Source organism: Streptomyces sp. NBC_00122 (assembly GCF_045160845.1).
Classification (GTDB): Bacteria; Actinomycetota; Actinomycetes; order Streptomycetales; family Streptomycetaceae; genus Streptomyces.
On sequence record NZ_CP108191.1, the window covers coordinates 5,285,776 to 5,306,267 of the forward strand.

General features: G+C 73.4%; 23 protein-coding genes. 13 read left to right on the top strand and 10 right to left on the bottom strand.

The features are described from left to right. Nucleotides 1-235: 235 nt before the first annotated feature. The 3 genes from OG737_RS24700 to OG737_RS24710 are packed head-to-tail and all read left to right on the top strand — an operon-like array spanning nt 236 to nt 3,572. Nucleotides 236-1,444, top strand: coding sequence for a cobalamin biosynthesis protein CobG (locus tag OG737_RS24700; RefSeq protein ID WP_405921980.1), 1,209 nt, complete (start codon nt 236-238; stop codon nt 1,442-1,444). Beyond that, on the top strand, nt 1,441-2,088 hold the full coding sequence (locus OG737_RS24705) for a precorrin-8X methylmutase (RefSeq protein ID WP_328928334.1): 648 nt from the start codon (nt 1,441-1,443) through the stop codon (nt 2,086-2,088). Before OG737_RS24700 ends, OG737_RS24705 begins: the two co-directional genes overlap by 4 nt. After that, on the top strand, nt 2,085-3,572 hold the full coding sequence (locus OG737_RS24710; protein ID WP_328928335.1) for a precorrin-2 C(20)-methyltransferase: 1,488 nt from the start codon (nt 2,085-2,087) through the stop codon (nt 3,570-3,572). Before OG737_RS24705 ends, OG737_RS24710 begins: the two co-directional genes overlap by 4 nt. A gap of 76 nt (nt 3,573-3,648) precedes the next feature. Here OG737_RS24710 and OG737_RS24715 read toward each other — a convergent pair whose 3' ends face one another. From OG737_RS24715 to cbiE, 3 genes are read right to left on the bottom strand one after another with little or no spacing between them, the layout of a single operon-like run. Beyond that, complete coding sequence (locus OG737_RS24715) at nt 3,649-4,422, bottom strand: cobalt-precorrin-6A reductase (protein WP_328928336.1); 774 nt, start codon at nt 4,420-4,422, stop codon at nt 3,649-3,651. Continuing rightward, nucleotides 4,412-5,161: a precorrin-4 C(11)-methyltransferase gene (gene cobM, locus OG737_RS24720; RefSeq protein WP_328928337.1), complete on the bottom strand. Its 750-nt coding sequence runs from the start codon at nt 5,159-5,161 to the stop codon at nt 4,412-4,414. Before cobM ends, OG737_RS24715 begins: the two co-directional genes overlap by 11 nt. 1 nt (nt 5,162) lies before the next feature. Beyond that, nucleotides 5,163-6,416, bottom strand: coding sequence for a precorrin-6y C5,15-methyltransferase (decarboxylating) subunit CbiE (gene cbiE, locus OG737_RS24725; RefSeq protein WP_328928338.1), 1,254 nt, complete (start codon nt 6,414-6,416; stop codon nt 5,163-5,165). Nucleotides 6,417-6,568: 152 nt separating this feature from the next. On the opposite strand from cbiE, the gene OG737_RS24730 reads away from it, so the two are divergent. Next, nucleotides 6,569-7,501, top strand: a complete 933-nt coding sequence (locus OG737_RS24730) for an oxidoreductase (protein WP_328928339.1) — start codon at nt 6,569-6,571, stop codon at nt 7,499-7,501. A 175-nt stretch (nt 7,502-7,676) separates the two neighbouring features. Here OG737_RS24730 and OG737_RS24735 read toward each other — a convergent pair whose 3' ends face one another. Then, nucleotides 7,677-8,273, bottom strand: coding sequence for a TetR/AcrR family transcriptional regulator (locus OG737_RS24735; RefSeq protein WP_328928340.1), 597 nt, complete (start codon nt 8,271-8,273; stop codon nt 7,677-7,679). A 180-nt stretch (nt 8,274-8,453) separates the two neighbouring features. Between OG737_RS24735 and OG737_RS24740 the strand changes: the two genes are divergently transcribed. Further along, entirely contained in the window at nt 8,454-9,206 is a 753-nt protein-coding gene (locus OG737_RS24740; RefSeq protein ID WP_405921981.1) for a hypothetical protein, read from the top strand. A gap of 16 nt (nt 9,207-9,222) precedes the next feature. On the opposite strand, the gene OG737_RS24745 is transcribed toward OG737_RS24740, so the two are convergent. Continuing rightward, nucleotides 9,223-10,170: a trypsin-like serine peptidase gene (locus OG737_RS24745; RefSeq protein ID WP_405921982.1), complete on the bottom strand. Its 948-nt coding sequence runs from the start codon at nt 10,168-10,170 to the stop codon at nt 9,223-9,225. 200 nt (nt 10,171-10,370) lie between these two features. Here OG737_RS24745 and OG737_RS24750 point away from each other — a divergent pair, with 200 nt between their 5' ends. Further along, the gene (locus OG737_RS24750; RefSeq protein ID WP_328928343.1) at nt 10,371-11,423 is read left to right on the top strand and encodes a phosphatidylinositol-specific phospholipase C domain-containing protein; all 1,053 of its coding nucleotides are present in this window, start codon (nt 10,371-10,373) and stop codon (nt 11,421-11,423) included. An 18-nt stretch (nt 11,424-11,441) separates the two neighbouring features. On the opposite strand, the gene OG737_RS24755 is transcribed toward OG737_RS24750, so the two are convergent. Then, nucleotides 11,442-12,344, bottom strand: coding sequence for an ion transporter (locus OG737_RS24755; protein ID WP_328928344.1), 903 nt, complete (start codon nt 12,342-12,344; stop codon nt 11,442-11,444). A gap of 243 nt (nt 12,345-12,587) precedes the next feature. Here OG737_RS24755 and pqqA point away from each other — a divergent pair, with 243 nt between their 5' ends. The 7 genes from pqqA (at nt 12,588) to OG737_RS24790 (ending at nt 17,051) form a co-directional block, all read left to right on the top strand. Continuing rightward, entirely contained in the window at nt 12,588-12,692 is a 105-nt protein-coding gene (pqqA, locus tag OG737_RS24760) for a pyrroloquinoline quinone precursor peptide PqqA (RefSeq protein WP_328928345.1), read from the top strand. Between the two features lie 59 nt (nt 12,693-12,751). Further along, nucleotides 12,752-13,447, top strand: coding sequence for a pyrroloquinoline-quinone synthase PqqC (gene pqqC / locus OG737_RS24765; RefSeq protein WP_328928346.1), 696 nt, complete (start codon nt 12,752-12,754; stop codon nt 13,445-13,447). A gap of 26 nt (nt 13,448-13,473) precedes the next feature. Beyond that, nucleotides 13,474-13,728, top strand: a complete 255-nt coding sequence (pqqD, locus tag OG737_RS24770; RefSeq protein WP_328928347.1) for a pyrroloquinoline quinone biosynthesis peptide chaperone PqqD — start codon at nt 13,474-13,476, stop codon at nt 13,726-13,728. Continuing rightward, nucleotides 13,719-14,840 (top strand): pyrroloquinoline quinone biosynthesis protein PqqE, encoded by a 1,122-nt coding sequence (gene pqqE / locus OG737_RS24775; RefSeq protein ID WP_405677903.1) that lies wholly within the window; start codon nt 13,719-13,721, stop codon nt 14,838-14,840. Before pqqD ends, pqqE begins: the two co-directional genes overlap by 10 nt. Beyond that, a complete protein-coding gene (gene pqqB / locus OG737_RS24780; RefSeq protein ID WP_405921983.1) occupies nt 14,837-15,748 on the top strand; it encodes a pyrroloquinoline quinone biosynthesis protein PqqB in 912 nt (303 codons plus the stop codon). Before pqqE ends, pqqB begins: the two co-directional genes overlap by 4 nt. Nucleotides 15,749-16,014: 266 nt before the next feature. Continuing rightward, nucleotides 16,015-16,872: a helix-turn-helix transcriptional regulator gene (locus OG737_RS24785; RefSeq protein ID WP_328928350.1), complete on the top strand. Its 858-nt coding sequence runs from the start codon at nt 16,015-16,017 to the stop codon at nt 16,870-16,872. Continuing rightward, nucleotides 16,869-17,051, top strand: a complete 183-nt coding sequence (locus OG737_RS24790; RefSeq protein ID WP_328928351.1) for a DUF397 domain-containing protein — start codon at nt 16,869-16,871, stop codon at nt 17,049-17,051. The genes OG737_RS24785 and OG737_RS24790 overlap by 4 nt, the downstream gene beginning before the upstream one ends. Before the next feature lie 63 nt (nt 17,052-17,114). On the opposite strand, the gene OG737_RS24795 is transcribed toward OG737_RS24790, so the two are convergent. The 4 genes from OG737_RS24795 to OG737_RS24810 form a co-directional block, all read right to left on the bottom strand. After that, nucleotides 17,115-17,303: a hypothetical protein gene (locus OG737_RS24795; RefSeq protein WP_405921984.1), complete on the bottom strand. Its 189-nt coding sequence runs from the start codon at nt 17,301-17,303 to the stop codon at nt 17,115-17,117. 486 nt (nt 17,304-17,789) lie between these two features. Beyond that, entirely contained in the window at nt 17,790-18,599 is an 810-nt protein-coding gene (locus OG737_RS24800; RefSeq protein ID WP_405921985.1) for a thioesterase II family protein, read from the bottom strand. 37 nt (nt 18,600-18,636) lie between these two features. Beyond that, entirely contained in the window at nt 18,637-18,837 is a 201-nt protein-coding gene (locus tag OG737_RS24805; RefSeq protein ID WP_328928354.1) for an acyl-CoA carboxylase epsilon subunit, read from the bottom strand. Between the two features lie 34 nt (nt 18,838-18,871). Then, complete coding sequence (locus OG737_RS24810; protein ID WP_328928355.1) at nt 18,872-20,431, bottom strand: acyl-CoA carboxylase subunit beta; 1,560 nt, start codon at nt 20,429-20,431, stop codon at nt 18,872-18,874. Between the last annotated feature and the right edge of the window lie 61 nt (nt 20,432-20,492).

A 20,492-nucleotide genomic window follows, 5' to 3' on the forward strand; every position in this document is an offset into this window, starting at 1 on the left:
ATGGCGGGCCGAGTGGTCCGCCGGGGGTCATCCTAGGGGGCCTTCGTCCTGGCCGGGAGTGGGGGTGGTCCGCCGCGGCGTTGCTGCCGGGGCTCTGCCCCGGACCCCGCGCCTCAAACGCCGGCGGGGCTGGATTTGGCTGGACTGTGCTGGTGGGACGGTTGAGACGGTGGGAGGGGGCGGGGTGGTGACGGACACAGGTCGGGGGAGGGGAATCGTAGGTATGCTCGCCGCCATGCCCCAGCCCCCTGCCGCCGCATCGCGGGACGAACCCGTCATACGGGAGCGTGGTGACGCCTGCCCCGGCGCGCTGCGGCTGCACCCGGCGGACGACGGGTTCCTCGCGCGGGTCCGGATCCCGGGCGGGCTGCTCGGCGCCGCGCAGGCCGCCGCGCTGGCGGACGCCGCCGACCGGTTCGGCGACGGTCACCTGGAGCTGACCTCGCGCGGGAACGTGCAACTGCGCGGGCTGTCCGACGGCTGCGGTGCCCGGCTGGCCGAACTGCTCGACACGGCCGGGCTGCTGCCCGCGCCGGGCCACGAGCGGATCCGCAACATCGTCGCCACCCCCCTCGCCGACCCCGCTCCGGTCCGCGCCCTGGACGAGGCGCTCTGCGCCGAACCGAAGGCCGCCGCCCTGTCCGGCCGGTTCCTGTTCGCCGTCGACGACGGGCGCGGGGACGTGGCCGCCCTCGACCCCGACGTGACCCTGCTCGCCCGGCCCGGCGGCCGGGTGCTGGTCCGGCTCGGCGCGGCGCCCGACGCCGTCGAGGTGGCCGCCGCCGACGCCGCGCGGGCCGGGCTGGAGGCAGCACTCCACTTCCTCGACGCCGCGGCCGCCGCCGGAACCCGGGCCTGGCGGATCGCTGAACTTCCCGCCGAACACGCCCTGGACGCCCAGGAGTTCACCACCCGGCTGGAGAGCAGGGGCTTGCGCGCGCGGTACGTCCCCGACGCGCCCCGCCCGTACGCGGACCCGCCCGCTCCCGGGGTGCACGCGGGCGCGCTCTGCGTACTGGTCCCCCTCGGCCGGCTCGGCACCGCACCGTGGCGGGAACTGCCCGGCGACCTGCGGATCACGCCGTGGCGCAGCATCGTCGTCACCGACACCGCCGCCCGCCCCGCCGGGCTCGTCACCACGCCCGACAGCGCCTGGGAGTCCGTCACCGCCTGCACCGGCCGGCCCGGCTGCGCCAAGTCCCTGGCCGACGTACGCGCCGACGCGCGAGCCGTCGCCGAGCGGACGCGCGGGCCGCTGCCCGTCCACTGGTCCGGGTGCGAGCGCCGCTGCGGGCGCCCGCGCGCCGCCGCCTGGGTGGACGTGGTGGCCACGCCCGACGGCTACCGGCTCGGCGCGGACCCGGTGGCGCCCCACGAACTCACGGCGGCTCTCGCCGCCGCACGCAACCAACGCCCAGTGTCCGAAGCCGCAGTGAAGAAATGAGCGAGTACACCGTGTTCGAGTACGAGAAGGACGGCGCCGCGATCTACCGCCAGTCCTTTGCCACGATCCGCGCCGAGGCGGACCTCTCCGGGCTGCCCGCCTCGGTCGCCCAGGTCGCGGTGCGCATGATTCACGCCTGCGGGATGACCGACCTGCCCCGCGACCTGGGGTACACGCCCGACGTGGTGCTGCGGGCCCGCGCCGCCCTGGAGGCGGGCGCGCCGATCCTGTGCGACGTGCAGATGGTCGCCAGCGGGGTCACCCGCAAGCGGCTGCCCGCCGGCAACGAGGTGATCTGCACCCTCTCCGACCCGGCGGTGCCGGACCTGGCCGCGAAGATGGGCACCACGCGCAGCGCCGCCGCCCTCGAAGTCTGGCGCGACCGCGGCCTGTTGGAGGGCTCCGTGATCGCCGTCGGCAACGCGCCGACCGCGCTCTTCCGGCTGCTGGAGATGATCGAGGAGGGCGCTCCGCGCCCGGCCGCCGTCATCGGCGTGCCCGTCGGCTTCATCGGCGCCGCCGAGTCCAAGGACGCCCTCGCCGCGCACCCGTCGGGGCTCGACCACCTGATCGTGCGCGGCCGCCGCGGCGGCAGCGCCATCGCCGCCGCCGCCGTCAACGCCATCGCGAGCGTGGCCGAATGAGCGCCGGACGCCTCTACGGCGTGGGGCTCGGGCCCGGCGACCCCTCCCTGATGACGCTGCGCGCGGTCGAGGTGATCGCCGGGGCCGACGTCGTCGCCTACCACAGCGCCCGCCACGGCCGGTCCATCGCCCGCTCGATCGCCGCGAAGCACCTGCGCGCCGACCACATCGAGGAGCCGCTGGTCTACCCGGTCACCACCGAGACCACCGACCACCCCGGCGGCTACCAGGGCGCGATGGAGGAGTTCTACGAGTCCGCGGCCGCCCGCCTCGCCGCACACCTGGACGCCGGCCGGACCGTCGCCGTGCTCGCGGAGGGCGATCCGCTCTTCTACAGCTCGTACATGCACATGCACAAGCGGCTCGCGGACCGGTACGAGACCGAGGTGATCCCCGGGGTCACCTCGGTGAGCGCCGCCGCCGCCCGGCTCGGCACCCCGCTCGTCGAGGGCGAGGAGGTCCTGACCATCCTCCCCGGCACCCTGCCCGAGGACGAGCTCGCCGCCCGCCTGGCCGCCACCGACTCGGCCGTCGTGATGAAGCTCGGCCGGACCTTCCCCGCCGTGCGCGGGGCGATGGAGAAGAGCGGCCGGCTCGCCGAGGCGCGCTACGTCGAGCGCGCCACCATGGCCGGGGAGCGCACCGGAGTCCTCGCGGGCATCGACCCCGGGTCCGTCCCGTACTTCGCCGTCGCCGTCGTCCCCAGCCGGATCGGCAACCCGGGCAGCGTGCCGTCCGGCCCCGGCGAGGTCGTGGTCGTCGGCACCGGCCCGGCGGGCCCGCTGTGGCTGACCCCCGAGACCCGGCGGGCGCTGGCCGACGCCGAGGTGCTGGTCGGCTACACGACCTACCTGGACCGGGTCCCGGCCAGGCCGGGCCAGATCCGGCACGGCTCCGACAACAAGGTGGAGTCCGAACGCGCCGAGTTCGCCCTCGACCTGGCCCGGCGCGGACAGCGGGTGGCCGTGGTCTCCGGCGGCGACCCCGGGGTCTTCGCCATGGCCACGGCGGTCCTGGAGGTCGCCGGGCAGGCCGAGTACAAGGACGTGCCCGTACGGGTCCTGCCGGGGCTGACGGCGGCCAACGCGGCGGCCGCCGCGGCCGGTGCGCCGCTCGGCCACGACTACGCCACCATCTCGCTGTCCGACCGGCTCAAGCCCTGGGAGGTCATCGCGGAGCGGCTGCGCGCGGCCGCCTCGGCGGACCTGGTGCTCGCCCTGTACAACCCCGGCTCGCGCAGCCGGACCTGGCAGGTGGCGCAGGCCCGCGAGCTGCTGCTGGAGCTGCGCTCGCCCGGGACCCCGGTGGTCGTCGCGCGCGACGTCGGCGGCCCGGAGCAGTCGGTGCGGATCGTCACGCTCGCCGAACTGGAGCCGTCCGAGGTGGACATGCGCACCCTGCTGCTGATCGGGTCCTCGCAGACCCAGGTCACCGAGCGGGCCGACGGATCGAGGATCACCTGGACGCCGCGCCGCTACCCGTGACCGGGTGAGGTGAACGAGAGGGCCCGGCATCCGGGGGCGGGCGATCCGCCGCCCCGGATGCCGGGCCTTGTGCGTCCTACCAACTCTGCGCGCTGCCCAGCCAGTTCAGGGCCGCGGCCACCGAGTCCGCCTCCGGTACGTCCTGCGGTACCGCTGGGCGGCGCACCACGAGGACCGGGATGCCGGCCTCGCGGGCCGCGGTGAGTTTGGGGGCGGTGGCCGAGCCGCCGCTGTCCTTCGTCACCAGTACGTCGATCCGGTGCCGGGCGATCAGCTCCCGCTCGTCGTCCAGGGTGAACGGGCCCCGGGCGAGCAGGACTTCCAGGCGTGGCGGCACCGGCGCCGCCGGGGGGTCCACCGAACGCACCAGGAACCAGGTGTCGGTGAGGTGTGCGAAGGTGTGCAGGCCCATCCGGCCGGTGGTCAGGAACGCGCGGGAGCCGAGACCGGGCAGCCGGTCGGCTGCCTCTTCCAGGGAGTCCACGAAGGTCCAGTCGTCGCCCGGCCGCGCAGTCCAGCCGGGGCGCCGCAGTGCCAGCAGGGGTACCCCCGTGAGCGCCTGAGCCTCGGCCGCGTGGAAACTCATCCGCTCCGCGAAGGGATGGGTGGCGTCGATGACGCGGGTGACGTCGTGGGCGACGATCCAGGCGGCGAGGCCCGCGATTCCGCCGAAGCCGCCGATCAGGGTCTCGCCCGGCGGGAGCACGGGCGAGGCGACCCGCCCCGCGAGCGAGGTGGTCACCCGGCACGAGGGGTCGGATGCCAGTGCCTCCGCGAGGCGGCGGGCCTCGGTCGTGCCGCCGAGGATCAGGACGTGGTGGGCGGGGAGGGGCCCCGGTTCAGCAGACATGCCGGTCGCGTTCGGGGGAGTAGAGGTGGCTGTCGCGGAACTGCTCCGCGCCCAGCGTACGGCCCACCACGATGACCGCGGTGCGGACCAGCCCGTGCTCCTTCACCTGGGCCGCGATGTCGGCCAAGGTGCCGCGCAGGATCAGCTCGTCGGGGCGGCTGGCCATCGCCACCACCGCCACCGGGCACTGGGCCCCGTAGTGCGGCAGCAGTTCGTCGACGACCCGGTCCACGTAGCGGGTGGCCAGGTGCAGCACCAGCAGCGCGCCGCTGCGCCCCAAGGTGGCCAGGTCCTCGCCCGGCGGCATCGGGGTGGCCTGCTGGGCGATCCGGGTCAGGATCACCGTCTGGCCGACGGTGGGCACGGTCAGCTCCCGCTTCAGCGCCGCGGCCGCCGCGGCGAAGGCCGGTACGCCCGGGACCACTTCGTACGGGATGCCGGCCGCGTCGAGCCGCCGCATCTGCTCCGCGACGGCGCTGAAGATGGACGGGTCACCGGAGTGCAGCCGCGCCACGTCCTGGCCCGCCGCGTGCGCCCGTACGCACTCGGCGACGATCTCGTCCAGGTTCAGCTGCGAGGTGTCCACCAGCCGGGCGTCCGCCGGGCATTCCGCGAGCAGTTCGCGGGGGACGAGGCTGCCCGCGTACAGGCAGACCGGGGCGGCGGCCAGCGTCCGGGCACCGCGCACCGTGATCAGGTCGGCGGCGCCGGGGCCCGCACCGATGAAGTACACGGTCATGTCAGAGATCCTTCTCGTTCGTCGACTTCGTCACCGACCACTGGGTGACCGGCATGGCCTGGCGCCAGCCCGTGAAACCGCCGACCGGCACCGCGTGCGCGACCGACAGCTTCACCAGTTCGCCGCCGTGGCGCCGGTAGCGGTCGGTGAGGACCGCCTCCGACTCCAGGGTGACCGTGTTGACCACCAGCCGGCCGCCGGGGGCGAGCGCTGCCCAGGCCGCGTCGAGCAGCCCCGGCGCGGTCAGCCCGCCGCCGATGAACACCGCGTCGGGGGCGGGGAGGCCCGCGAGGGCGTCCGGCGCGGCGCCGACGACGACGTGCAGGCCGGGCACGCCGAGCGCCGCCGCGTTACGGGTGATCCGCGCCGCCCGTTCAGGGACGCGCTCCACGGCCACCGCCCGGCAGGAGGGGTGCGTGCGCATCCACTCGATGCCGATGGAGCCGGAGCCGCCGCCGATGTCCCACAGCAGCTCGCCGGGGGCCGGGGCCAGCGCGCACAGGGTCGCGGCCCGGACCCGGCGCTTGGTGAGCTGTCCGTCGTGCTCGTACGCGGCGTCCGGCAGGCCCGGCGTCGCGCCGATCCGGGGCGCCGGGTGAGAGGGGTCACGGCGGCAGTCCACGGCCACCACGTTCAGGGGGTCGCCCGGCGGGTGGTCCCAGCCGTCGGCGAGGCCCTCGTACGCTTCCTCGCGCTCGGAGCCGAGCTGCTCCAGCACCCGGATCCGGCTCGGGCCGAAGCCCCGCTCCCGGAGCAGGGCGGCGATCTCGCCCGGGGACGCCGCTCCGGCGCTGAGCACCAGCACGCGCCGCCCCTCGTACAGCGCGGCCGCGAGCCGGGCCACCGGGCGGCCGACGACCGTGACCACCTCGGTGTCCTCGACCGGCCAGCCCAGGCGGGCGCAGGCGTAGGAGACCGAGGAGGGGTGCGGGTACACCCGCAGGGCGCGGGGCCCCAGCTCCTGCGCGAGGGCCCGGCCGATCCCGTAGAACATGGGGTCGCCGCTGGCCAGCACCGCGATCCGGCGGCCCGCGTGCTCGGCCATCAGCTTCGGCACGGCCGGCCGCAGCGGGCTCGGCCAGGCCACCCGCTGCCCGGGGCACAGGTCGGCCGGCAGCAGGTCCAGCTGGCGCGGGCCGCCGATCAGCACCTCGGCGCAGGACAGCGCCGAGCGCGCGGCGGCGCTGATCCCGGCCCAGCCGTCGGCGCCGAGGCCGACGACCGTGACGGGGGCGGGGGGCGGTGCGGAGCTCACTGCGCGGTTACCTCGGAACGGGAAGGAGAGCGGAAGGCGGGCGGACCGCAGCCTACTGGCCTGCGCGTACGCCTGTCCGTACCACCCCCGCTCCGGCGCCCGGCCCCGGCCGGTCTACTGTCGGTAGCCCATCGATCGCGAGGGAGCCCGCCATGCCCGGCTGGAACGCCACGAACATCCCCGACCAGAGCGGCCGGACCGCGGTCGTCACGGGGGCCAACAGCGGGATCGGCTACATCACCGCCCGCGAGCTCGCCCGGAGCGGTGCCTCGGTCGTCCTGGCTTGCCGCAGCGCCGCGCGCGGGCGCGCCGCCGAGGTCAGAATACGTTCCGAAGTGCCGGGAGCCGAAGTGGAGTTCGCCCCGCTCGACCTCGCCGACCTAGCTTCCGTACGGGAGTTCGCCAAGGACTACGGGCAGCGGCGGGAGTCGCTGGACCTGCTGGTCAACAACGCGGGCGTGATGGCGTTGCCGTACGGGCGGACCGCCGACGGGTTCGAGACCCAGTTCGGGGTCAACCACCTCGGGCACTTCGCGCTCACCGGGCTGCTGTTGCCGAGGCTGCGGGCCGCCGCGCCGGGCGCCCGGATCGTCAACGTCTCCAGCGGATTCCACGCCCTGGCCGACGTCGACCTCGACGACCTGGACGGCGAGCACGGCTACCGGCGCTGGATCGCCTACGGCCGCTCCAAGACCGCCAATCTGCTCTTCACGCACGAGCTGTCCCGGCGCTTCGCCGCCGCCGGCTCCACCCTCGTCGCCGCCGCCGCGCACCCCGGCTACGCCTCATCCAACCTCCACGCCGGAGCCTCGAAGCTGGAGGGCCCCACCTTCAACTCGCGCGTGGCGGCGTTCGGCAACGCGTTCGTCGCGCAGCCCGCGTCCTCGGGTGCGCTGCCCACGCTCTACGCGGCCACCGCGCCCGGGGTCGGGCCCGACGACTTCATCGGGCCGCGGTTCGGCTGGCGCGGGGCGCCCGTACGGTCCTGGAGGGCGAAGCGGACCTTCGACGACACGTCGGGCGAACGGCTCTGGGCCGCCTCCGAGAAGCTCACGGGAGTCTCGTACGCGTCCCTGCCGCGCTGATCGGCCGGGCGTGCCCATCCGCCGGGCGCGCTGATCCCGCCGGGGGCGCGGAGCCGCTCCTGAGCGCCCCCGTCCGCCCCCGGACGCCTCAGGGCGCCCCGGACGGGACCTGACCGCGGCGCCCCGGCGGCCGGACAATCGGTGGCATGGACGACACTCCGGACAACCACCCAGTCTAATCGGGGCGCAGGGAGCGCCAGATGAGGTCCGGGAGGTAGCGCGCGGCCTCCGCCAGGTCGATCTCGTAGGTGCTGGACAACCAGCGGCGCGCGACTTCGGTGAGCGGCCCCATGACCATGACCTCGATCACGGCTGCCGGGAGGGGGGCGACCTCGCCGCGCTCCATGCGCGCCCCCATCCACTGCATGATGGCCGCGAACTTCTCCGTCTTGGCCGCGCCGATCTCCTCGGCGTGGGCCACGAGGTAGCCCGAGTAGGCCGAGGCGTGCAGGAACAGTGCGACGTCCCGGTGTTCCTCGGTGAAGCGCAGGTAGGACGCCACCCACGCCTGGACACCGGTGCGCGCGGTCCGGCACCGGGTCAGTGCGGCCACCATCTCGTCGCACAGCTGGTCCATGCAGCGGATGTAGAGGGCGGCGGCCAGGCCGTCGAAGCTGCCGAAGTGGTGGTAGAGGCTGCCGAGGCTCACACCGCCGGCCGCGACGACCGCGTTCACCGTGAACCCCTGCTGGCCGGACTCGGCGAACACCCGCAGTGCGGCGGTCAGGATCAAGTCGACGGTGGCCTCGCCGCGTTGTTGCTTAGGAGACATGTGGGATCCCGTCGGTGTCCGTCGCGGTGTTTCTGTGACCTGTGGCGCGCAGAGAGCCTAGCAAGACCTGGAACTAGAAGATCTTTCTAGAAAGACCCTCCATGAAATCGGCCGGCGCGCCACACTGGGCAGTCAGCCGGACCCGTGTGCACCCGCCCCCCTCATCCCCTGGAGCAGCCGGTGTCGTCGCAGGAGATCCCCATCCAGCTCACCCCGCAGCAGGCTGCCCACGGTGTGATCCTCACCGTCCAGTTGCCGGCGGGCCCGACGCGTGTCCGCATCCCGCACACCCGGGACGGGGACCTCGTCCGGGCCCGCGTCGGCGACGCCGAGGTGCTGCTGCGCATCCGGGTGGCCGGAGCCGGAGCCGGAGCCGGAGCGGGCACCGGGGCCGCGGGTGCGCCCCGGCCCGGAGCGGCCCCCGCGGCGGGCGGCCGCGGCTGCCTGGTGGCGCTCGCGGTCCTGGTGGTGCTGGCCATCGGCATCGCCGCCGTGCTGAGCGGCGGGGACGACGGCGCGAGCAGGGTCTCCGCCTCGGGGGCGCCCACCGAGCCTGCGAGCCGGGCGCCCACCGCGTCGCCGAGTCCCTGGAGCGCCGAGCCCGTCGCCCCGTCCAGCCGAGCGGCAGTCCCGGTACCCAGCCTGGAATTACCCAGCCCGGAGCCCACCCCGTACGACCGCGGCACCTGCCTCAACGGGAGCCTGCCGGACTCGACGACGGCCCAGCGGGTCGACGACATCGACGAGGTCTCCTGCTCGGCGTCCGACGCGCACTACCGGGTGATCGAGTCCATCCCCTTCACGTCGGAACTGGACCGCTGCAACGGCAACCCCAGGACCCAGTACGCCTTCTCCCACCGCTACACCGTCAACGGCAGGGTCATCAGCGAGTACGTGTACTGCCTGGTCGGCATCGGCTCGTACGCCCGCTAGGGCCCGGCTCCCGGCGTTACGAGGACTTCGTGGCGCGTTCGTACAGGGCCCGGACCCCGTCGCCGAAGTAGCTGCTGTACGAGGTCTCGTCGTCGCCCCCGCCGTCCAGGCCGCCGATCACCCCGATCAGCGTGTGCCCGTCGGTCAGCACCGGGCCGCCGCTCGTGCCGTTGGGCACGTCCGCGCAGTCGAGGCGCAGCTGCGTCGGCCCTGCGGCCCGGGCGGTGTTGCGGCAGTCCACCGGCTGCTCGGAGGTGTTCGGGTAGCCCACGACCCGTGCGGGCGCGGGCAGTTCGGGCCGCAGGCCCAGTTCCTCGGCCCTGGTGAAGTCCTCCAGTCGCTGGCCGGGGTAGCCGGGTCGGCGCAGCCGGACGAAGGCGACGTCGTGGTCGGGGTCCTGGTCCTCGGCCCAGCGGGGGTCCACGTCGATCCGGGTGGGAACCCAGACCCCGTACGGAGCCGCGCCGTCCGAGTAGCCGGGGACGAAGGCGAGGTTGGTGCGGAAGCCGCCCGTGTACACGCAGTGGGCGGCGGTGGCGATGAGGTCGCCGCCGGGGGAGTGGACCACCACGGCCGAGCAGTGGTGGTCGGGGTCGCCGTCGTCGCCGGGGGAGAACAGCGCTCCGACGGCGGGCTCGGCGGGCGCCGGCCGGGCCTCCAAGGGGTCCGAGGGCTTCCACCCGGCGGACCTCCAGTGCGCCCTGGGGCCGCTGTCGGCGAAGGCCTTGCCGTCCGTCGGCGGGTCCGCGACCTCGTGGACCATCCCGTCCAGCACGGCGGCCGCCGTCCGGTCGGCCCGCTCGGGATCCTGCTGGTAGACGCCCTGCGCGGTATCCCCGTCCGCACGGTGGGCGGCGACGCCGCGCAGCTCCCACAGGTACCCGGCGCCCACGAAGGCCAGCGCGCCGAGGGCGCCGACGAGCACGGTGGCCCGTACGGCCCGCCCGTGAACCTTGCTGAACATGTGGCACTCCCCGCCCCGCATACGCGTCCGACGCTCCGTTCGATGGGGAGACGGGCGGGATGGGTTCCGAAATCCGGACGTGTCGGTGCTCACAGCGGTTCCCGGCCGCCCGCACGTCACTCCCCGGTCTTCCGCGTGTCATACAACTCGCCTAGCCTCCACGCGACTTGAGCCGCACCGGACCGACAGGAGCCGAAAGCATGAGATTGCGCAACCGGATGGCGGGCGCGGTGACCGCCGCAGTGGCGGCCGTGGCCCTCGTACTGGGCGCGGCCCCGGCCGGCGCGGCCGGTACCGGCGCCTTCGACGACCTCCCGTACGCGGGATCGACCGGAGTCGGCGTGCACAACGCCTACGAGAAGGCCAAGTACCCGTACTTCGCCGACGCGCTGGACTCGGGCGCCGCCATGCTCGAACTCGACGTGTGGACCAATTTCTTCGGCAGTTCGTGGCGGGTCTCCCACGACAATCCTTTCGGCAACGACAGCAACTGCGAGAACGCCACCTCGCCCGCCCAGCTGCGCACCAAGTCCCGCAACCAGAACCTGGCGGGCTGCCTCTCCGACATCCGCAGCTGGCACGACGCCCACCCCGGCCACCGGCCGGTCGTCCTCAAGCTGGAACTCAAGGACGGCTTCGCCGCCAACCTCGGGCGCGGTCCGGCCGAGCTCGACGCGCTGCTGACCGGCAAGCTCGGCGACGCCGTCTACCGTCCCGGCCAGCTGGCCGCCGGTCACCCCGACCTCGACACCGCCGCGCGCGCCGGGGCCTGGCCCAGCCGCGCCGCGCTCGCCGGGAAGTTCATCGTGGAGCTGATCCCCGGCACCTTGGAGGAGGGCAACAGCTCCGACACCCTGTGGACCGACCGCGAGTACGCCACCCACCTGCGCTCCCTCGCGGCCCAGGGCCGGCTCGGCCAGGCCGCCGCGTTCCCGGCGGTGCACCGGGCCGAGGCGGGCGACCCCCGGGTCCGCTACGCCGACGCCTCGCTGCGCCCCTGGTTCGTGGTGTTCGACGGGGACGCGAGCGCGTACGCGTCGGGCTCCATCGACACAGGCTGGTACGACCGCAACCACTACCTGCTGATCGCCACCGACGCCCACAACGTCGCCCCGGCCATCGACTCCACCCGCCCGACCGAGGCGCAGGCACGCGACCGGCTCGCGCTCCTCGCCGGACACCACGCGTCCGTCGTCTCCGCCGACTGGTACCCGCTGCCCCAGGTCCTGGGGACGGTCGTGCCCCGGGGCTGAGCCGCGTCCGCGAGCCTCTCAGGAACCGGTGCGGGAGGCCTCCAGCCGCCGGGCCGGCCCGGTGTGCGCGGAGGCGAGGCTCGCCTCGATCTCGTCCAGCGCGCGGCGGGCGGTGGCGATCCGCTCCTTGACGTCCGGCCCGCCCGCGTCGGGGTCCGGGGCCGGCGCCGGGACCCGGCCGGCTTCCGCCTCCATCTCACGTGCCTCGTCGAGCGAGTTGAGGACGACGCCGATGAGCACGTTCACCAGCACGAAGGAGGCCAGCAGGGCGTAGGAGGCGTAGTAGATGATGCTGAGGCGGGAGATCTGCAGCCCCGCGCGGACGGCGTCGGTGAGGCCGTCGAGCGTGGTCAGCAGGAACAGCGTGAGGGCGGCGCGCCCCACCGAGCCGTAGTGCTGGGGGTCGGAGTCGGCGAAGCAGACCCAGCCGACCATGGCGTACACGTACAGCACGAGCGCGCCGACGAACAGGAAGCTGGCGGTTCCCGGCAGGCTGCGGCCGACGGCGATCAGCAGGATGCGCAGGTGCGGCAGGAACCGCGCGGTGCGCAGGACGCGGGCCAGCCGCAGCATCCGCAGGAGGGTGGTGTTCTCGCGGATCACGGGGACGAAGGCGGAGGCCACGATTGCGAGGTCGAAGAGGTTCCACGGGTCGCGGAAGAATGCTTTCGGCTTGTCCGCGTGCGCGCCCACGCGCAGCAGCATCTCCAGCGTGAACAGGACGAGGCAGCCGTCCTCCGCGGCTCCGAGCACCTGCCGGTATTCCGCGGCCAGCCCGCTGTAGGTCTCCACCCCCATCAACGCCGCGTTGAGCAGGATCACGCAGAAGACGGCCAGCCCGAAGGCGGGGGCCTCCGTGGCCAGCCGACATCTGGCCGCCAGCTTCACGCGGCCGCGCCGGGCCGGCATCGAGACTCTCATCTTGCTCCTCGTACTCGTATCGCCGCAGGCCACACCCGGCGGGGCATGGCGGTCCGCCCTTCTAACGCCCCACATCCGTTCGGGTTTCACCCCGGCGCGCACGACCGCGCCTCCGGCCGCCGGGAGGGCGGGGCCGCAGGGGGGAGTGTCCGGGGTTAGGGGCGGCTAGGGGATCTGCGGCGCTCGGGCCAGGCCATAGGTTCCTGGCGGAAACCGATGGGCACCGAGCGAAGGAGCACCCCCATGGCCGAGGTCAAGCAGACCCCCGAGGCGTGGACCACCCCGGACTTCGTCGCGTACGAGACGGCCTTCGAGGTCACCGCGTACGCCGCGCGTCTGGAGAAGTGAACCGACTGTCGGCGGGCGGGAGTCCGGGCGACCGGCTCCCGCCGTGGCGGGAGAACACCATGACGGCAATTCTGGACGAGACCGAGTTCATCGGCGCGCTGCGCGCGCTGTCCTCCTCCTACTGGGGCGGCCACCCCTTCCACCGGCGGTTGCACGGCGGCGAGCTCGACCGGCGGGCCATGCGGCTGTGGGCCGCCAACCGCTGGTACTACCAGCGGATGCTGCCGCAGAAGGACGCGGCGATCATCAGCAACTGCCCGCTCCCCGAGATCCGGCGAGTCTGGGTGGACCGGCTGGCCTACCACGACGGGACTCCGGACGACGAGGGCGGCATCGCGCGCTGGCTGCGACTGTGCGAGGCCGTGGGCCTGACCCGCGAGGAGGTCCTGGACGAGCGCCACGTGGTCCCCGGGGTGCGCTTCGCGGTCGACGCGTACGTGAACTTCGCCCGGACCCGGCCGTGGGCCGAGGCCATCGCCTCCGGGCTCACCGAGATGTTCGCCGGGCACCTGATGACCCGCAGGGTCGCGGACATGCTCGCGCACTACGACTGGATCCGCCCGGACGACCTGGCCTACTTCACGGACCGCATCGAGGCCGTGTCCGGCGAGGGCAAGGGCACCTTGGACATCGTCGTCCGGCACTGCACGACACGCGAGCAGCAGGACGCGGCCGTCGCCGCGCTCGCGTTCAAGTGCGACGTGCTGTGGCAGATGCTGGACGCCGTCGAACGCGCCGCAGCCACCGACCAGTAGCCACCGGACCTGCAGAAGGAGTGGCCGTGGACCGGCCTGTGCTCGGCCGCGGAGTGCGGCTCATCTACGACAACACGCGGCAGACCCATGTCGTGCTCCACCCGGAAGGGGTGCTCGTGCCCAACGGGACGGCCGTCTCGGTACTCGAACTCTGCGACGGCGCGACGACCGTGCCGCAGATCACCGCGGCGCTGGGCGCCCGGTACGCCGGCGTCCGCGAGACGGAGGTCGGCACCGTCCTGGAGCGGCTCGCCGAGAAGGGCGTCGTGCGATGGACCTGACCACCGCTCCCGCCGCGGGCAGCACGGGCGCGGCCCCGCCGCTCGGGCTGCTCGCGGAGCTCACCCACCGCTGCCCGCTGCACTGCGCGTACTGCTCCAACCCGCTGGAACTCATCGAACGCGAACGCGAGCTGACCACCGGCCAGTGGCTGGAGGTGTTCACCCAGGCGCGCGAGATCGGCGTCCTGCAGGTGCACCTGTCCGGCGGCGAGCCGCTGGCCCGCCCCGACCTGCCCGAGATCGTCTCGCACGTCAGCGGCCTCGGCTGCTACGTCAACCTCGTCACCAGCGGCCTCGGCCTCACCGAGGCGCGGCTCGCGGACCTGGTCGAGCGCGGGCTGGACAACGTACAGCTGTCGGTGCAGGGCGCCGACGCCGCGCGCGGCGACCGGCTCGCGGGGGCCAAGGCCCACCACCACAAGATCGCCGCCGCCGCGCTGGTCCGCAAGCACGGACTTCCGCTCACCGTCAACGCCGTACTGCACCGCGCCAACCACGACCAGGTGGCGGGCTTCATCGACCTGGCGACAAGCATGGGCGCGGACCGGCTGGAGCTCGCCAACACCCAGTACTACGGCTGGGCGCTGCGCAACCGGGAGGCCCTGATGCCCACCCGCGAGCAGCTGGCTGCGGCCGAGCCGGTCGTGCGCGCGGCCATGGAGCGGCTGAAGGGCACGATGGAGATCGTGTACGTGCTCGCCGACTACTACGAGCCCTACCCCAAGCCCTGCATGCACGGGTGGGGCGCGATCCAGCTCACGGTCGCCCCCGACGGCAGCGTGCTGCCCTGCCCCGCGGCCGGCGCGATCACCACCCTGGAACTCGACAACGTCACCGAGAAGCCGCTGTCCGAGATCTGGTACGACTCCGGCTCCTTCAACGCCTACCGCGGCGAGGAGTGGATGCCCGACCTCTGCCGTGGCTGCGACCGGCGCTCCGTCGACCACGGGGGCTGCCGCTGCCAGGCCTTCCTGCTCGCCGGGGACGCCGCGGCCACCGACCCGGTCTGCTCGCGCTCGGACCGGAGAGGCACCGTCGACCTGCTGCTGGCGGGCATCTCGCCGAACCCTCCTGAGCTCGTGATGCGCGGACCGGTGGCGGGACGCCGATGAGGGCCGTCCTGCTCGGAACCGCCGCCGGGGGCGGCTGCCCGCAGTGGAACTGCGCCTGCCCGGTCTGTACGTCGGGTGCGCCCGCGCGGGGCCAGGACGGGCTCGCGGTCAGCGCCGACGGCGTGTCGTGGTACCTGGTCAACGCCTCGCCCGACATCCGCGCGCAGATCCTCGCCACCTCCGAGCTCGCCGCGGGCCCCGGGCCGCGCGACACGCCGGTACGGGGGGTGCTGCTCACGGACGCCGAGATCGACCACACGCTGGGCCTGATGATGCTCCGCGAGGGGGCCGGGCTGCGGGTGTGGGCGCCGCGGGCGGTCCTCGGGGCGCTGGACGAGGCCTTCCCGGTGCGGGGGATCCTCGGCGGCTACAGCGGCTGGGAGTGGTCCGAGACGTCCGTCGACAAGGAGCAGGACGTCGGCGGGCTGCGGGTCAGTGCCTTCGCGGTCGGCGCCAAACGTCCCAAGTACGCGCGCTCGCTGTCCGCGGACGGGCCCGGGGACGGGCCGTGGGTGGTCGCGTACCGCTTCGAGGACCCGGCCACGGGCGGGGCCCTCGTGTACGCGCCGTGCCTGGCCACGTGGCCCGACGGCTTCGACGAGTTCACCGCCGGCGCCAGTTACGTCCTGCTCGACGGTACGTTCCACTCGACGCGGGAGTTCGGCGGGGCCACCGGCTCGGCCGGGGCGACCGGAGCACAGGCCGCGATGGGACACCTGCCCGTGACCGGGGAGGGCGGCAGCCTGGCCCACATCCGGCGGCTGCGCGCCGGGCGGCCGGGCACCCGATGGGCGTACACCCATCTCAACAACACCAACCCGATGGCGGATCCGCGCTCCGAGGCCCACCGCGAGGTGCGCGCGGCGGGCGCGGAGATCCCACCGGACGGGACCCGCGTCGATCTCTGACGCGGTCGAGCTCCGGGGCCGTACGGCGAAGGGTCCGGCCGCCACCAGGCGGCCGGACCCTTCGCCGTCGCTCGCCGCATCGGCGTGCCGAGTCACAGATTTGAGCGTTCACGTGACTCAGCGTGGTGGGGTCTGCGTACCGTGAGAAGCGGCAGCGCCCGTAGGTCTGGCCTCTGTCCGGTCGTTGTCCTGCCCTGTCCCGGCTGTCCCGGATGACGTATGGGCACTGAGCGCTGAGGACATCGGCTCGTCGGAGGTGGGTGCGCATGAGCGTGGACAGTGACGGTACGGAAGACGCCGGCTGGGACGTCGACCCTGAGGACGAACAGGGAGTGGCGGTACTGGCCGCGCTGGGCCGCCAGCTCAGGGCATGGCGGGAGCAGGCGGGCATGCGGGCCGCCGACTTCGGAACGGCGGTTGGGTACGGGGAGGACCTGGTCCGCAAGGTCGAGGCGGGCAAGCGGATCCCCCGCCCCGAGTACCTGGCCAAGGCGGACGAGGTACTGCGGGCGGGCGGGAAGATCGTCGCGATGAAGGCGGACATGGAGCAGGTCCGATACCCGAAGAAGGTCCGGGACCTGGTGCAGATGGAAGGCCGGGCGGTCGAACTGTCGGCGTACGGCAACCACAACGTCCACGGCCTGTTGCAGACGGAAGGCTACGCGCGGGCCCTGTTCGAGATGTGGCAGCCTCCGCAGACCACCGAGGAGGTGGAACGCGGCTTGGCCGCCCGGATGGCACGCCGATCGATCTTCGACCGCAGTCCCGCGCCCGCTCTGTGCTTCGTCCAGGAAGAGGTGACCCTGCGGCGCCGCATCGGGGGGACAATGGTGATGCGTGGGCAACTCGAACGCCTGCTGGAGGTTGCCGAGCTGCGGCACGTAACGATCCAGGTCATGCCCACCGACCTCGAAGAGCACGCCGGAATGGGTGGGTTGATCCAAGTGCTGAAGTTCGCGGACGGATCGGCGGTAGGGCGCTCCGATGGGGCGTTCAACGGCCGCCCCGTCTCCGACCCGAGGCAGGTCAGGATCCTTGAGCAATGCCATGCCATGATCCGGTCCCAGGCTCTCACGCCACGGGAGTCCGTCGCATTCATCGAGCAAGTGCTGGGAGAGACATGACACACGAGTCCGAGCTGGAGTGGTTCAAGAGCAGCTACAGCGACAGCGGCGACATCAATGACTGCGTCGAGGTGGCCACCACCCCCGCCACCGTCCACGTCCGCGACTCCAAGGACACCCGCCTCCCCCACCTCGCCTTCACCCCCCGCGCCTGGACGGGATTCGTCTCGCAGGCCTGACCCCGTGTTACACAATGACCCGTGCCACAGCGTGAGTCTTGACGGCAGTAGTTGACGGCAACGTCAGCTGACGGGTCGTGCGCAAAGTGGCGGTTCGCCGCCGTCGTCGTTCCGGGTGGCTGGCTCGGCGGGGGCGAGAAGGGCGTTGCCGAGGAGGTCGATGGCGTCGCGCTGGAGGCGGAGCCGGACGTGGGCGTACACGGTGGCGGTGACGCCGATGTGGGCGTGTCCGTGGAGGCGTTTTCCCCACACCACGATCCGCGGGGCGCCGAGTCGTTGGTGGGCAGCGGCGAGCAGGTCGGCGAACTCTCGGGCTCTGAAGCCTTCTTCTCGCCCGTTCGGCCACGGTAGGGCTGGGTCCGGTAGATCAACCGCGTCCGGCGGCCGGGTCCGACGTAGACCATGTCGGCCATCAGCACCCGGACCGAGCCCCTCCCGGTCACCTCCCGTGCCTGGTCTGGCCGCGACGGGACCAAGTGCGGCCCTTCACGGGGCGCACGTCCTGCCCACCTCATTCTCGAAGACTGTCCAGTGCCCGGGAACTGGGCTGTCCCCTCACCCGTGACCACTGTTCCAGGGCGCCGCCGCGGCATCCGCGGACTCGCCACGTGCTACTGCTCGATGCGCGGGCACGTGCGGGGATCAGCCGAGCCGGTGCAGCAGGATGGTTGCCTTTGCCCACAGCGGAGGCCCCAAACTGCCAAGACACCGTCCTGCCGGACCTGCTCGGTCACTGCGCTACGCCAGCTGCTGCCGGACCAGGTCGATCACCTGGGGGGCGTGCTGGTTGAGGTAGAAGTGGCCGCCGGTGAACCAGTGGAAGGACGTCGGGCCGTCGGTGTGGTCCGACCACCCCTGGGCCTCCTCGGAGGTGACCTCGGGGTCGCTCTCCCCGTTGAGGACCACGACCGGGCAGGTCAGGGCGGGGCCCGGGTGGTAGCGGTAGGTCTCCGCGGCCTTGTAGTCGCCGCGGATCGCCGGGAGCACCGATCGCAGCAGCTCGTCGTCGGCCAGGACCGCCGGGTCCGTCCCGCTCATCCGCTTGATCGTGGCCAGCAGCTGGTCGTCGGGGGCGAGGTGGACCCGCTCGTTCTCGCGGTGGTGCGAGGGGGCCCGCCGCCCCGAGGCGAACAGGGCAGCGGGCCGGACGCCGGCCGCCTCCAGCCGCAGCGCGACCTCGAAGCCCAGCGTCGCGCCCAGGCTGTGCCCGAACAGCGCGACCGGCCGGTCGCACCACGGCAGCAGCTGCGCGAACACCTGGTCCGCGAGCTCGCGTACGTCGTCCACGCACCGTTCGTGGCGGCGGTCCTGGCGTCCCGGGTACTGCACGGCCACCACGTCGGCCCGCGGGGACAGGGCCCGGGACACGGGGAAGTAGTAGCTGGCCGAGCCGCCCGCGTGCGGGAAGCAGAACAGCCGTACGGGAGCCTCCCCGGCCGGGTGGAAGCGGCGCAGCCAGGCGCTGGGCGCGGCCGGGGTCGCGGGCGTGGCGGTCGTCGGGGGCGTCGCGGTTGTCGGGGGCGTCGCGGTTGTCGTGATGTGGTTCATCCTCGGTGGGTGTCCTTTCGGTGGGGACCGGGCCCGCTCACGGGGCGGTCCAGGTGCCCGGCGGGCGCCAGCCGCGCGCGGGGCCCCAGTCGGCTGCCCGGGGCCGGGCCGCGGCCTCCTCCCCGGCCCCGCCCCGCCGCCGGGCGGCGGAGAGCAGGACGAGGAGGACGGCGGCGAGTTCCGTACTGTCCGGGGCGCCGCGCACGATCGTCATGTGTGGTTCGGCCCGCTCGCTCATCGGGCGTGCTCCTCAGTCATGGGGGGTGTGTCGGTCAGAACGGCGGGTTGCCGTGCTTGCGCTCGGGCAGCGGCACGTGCTTGGCACGCAGCGCGTCCAGCGCGTCCACCAGCACCTGCCGGGTCGTGGCCGGGTCGATGACGTCGTCGACGAGGCCCCGCTCGGCGGCGTAGTAGGGGTGCATGAGTTCCTGGCGGTACTGCTTGACGCGCTGTGCGCGCGCCGCCTCGGGGTCGTCCGCGGCGGCGATCTCCCGGCGGAAGACGACATTGGCGGCGCCCTCCGCGCCCATCACCGCGATCTCGTTCGTGGGCCACGCGAACGACAGGTCCGCGCCGATCGAGCGGGAGTCCATGACGATGTACGCGCCGCCGTACGCCTTGCGCAGGATCACCTGCACCCGGGGCACCGTGGCCGCGCAGTACGCGTACAGCAGCTTCGCGCCGTGCCGGATGACTCCGCTGTGCTCCTGGTCGCTGCCCGGCAGGAAGCCCGGCACGTCCACCAGGGTCACCAGCGGGACGCTGAACGCGTCGCAGGTCTGCACGAACCGGGCCGCCTTCTCCGCGGCATGGATGTCCAGCACCCCGGCGAGCGAGGCGGGCTGGTTGGCGACGATCCCCACCACGTGCCCGTCCAGCCGGGCCAGACCACAGATGATGTTGGTCGCCCAGTTGGCGTGGACCTCGAACAGATCGCCGTCGTCGACGATCTCCTCGATCACGGCGCGCATGTCGTACGAGCGGTTCGGGTCGGCCGGCACCAGCTCCGACAGCGCCTCGCCCGGGCGGTCGGCCGGGTCGGTGGCGGGCACGAAGGGGGGCAGCTCACGGTTGTTGGACGGCAGCAGCGACAGCAGGTGCCGTACCTCTTCCAGGCACTCCTCCTCCGTGTCGTACAGGAACGCGCTCGCGCCGGAGACCGAGGAGTGGACCTGGGCTCCGCCGAGGTCGTTGTGGCTGATCTTCTCCCCGGTCACCGCCTGCACCACGTCCGGGCCGGTGATGTACATCTGCGCGATGTCGCGCACCATGAACACGTAGTCCGTCAGGGCGGGGGAGTACGTCGCCCCACCGGCGCACGGCCCGAGCATCACACTGATCTGCGGGATCACCCCGGACGCGGCCACGTTGCGGCGGAAGATGCCCCCGTACCCGGCGAGCGCGGTGACACCCTCCTGGATACGGGCCCCCGCGCCGTCGCTGAGCGACACCAGCGGGGCGCCCGCCGCCACCGCGAGGTCCATCACCTTGTGGATCTTCTGCGCGTGCGCCTCGCCGAGCGAGCCGCCGAAGATCCGGAAGTCGTGCGCGTACACGAACACCCGCCGGCCGTCGACCTTGCCCCAGCCGGTCACCACGCCGTCGGTGTGCGGCCTGCGGTCCTCCAGGCCGAAGCCCGTGGCCCGGTGCCGGCGCAGCTGCTCGATCTCGCGGAACGTACCCGGATCGAACAGCAGGTCCAGCCGCTCGCGCACGGTCAGCTTGCCGCGGGCGTGCTGCGCCTCGGAGGCGCTCGCGGACGGCCCCAGCTCTACGGACTCCTTGATCGCTCCTAGTTCGGCCACTCGGACACTGACATCGGCAACTGACATGCTCCACCCGTCTCTTCGGCCGTCGGGGCCCGCCTGAAGCGGAGCCGCACTGGGCAGTGCG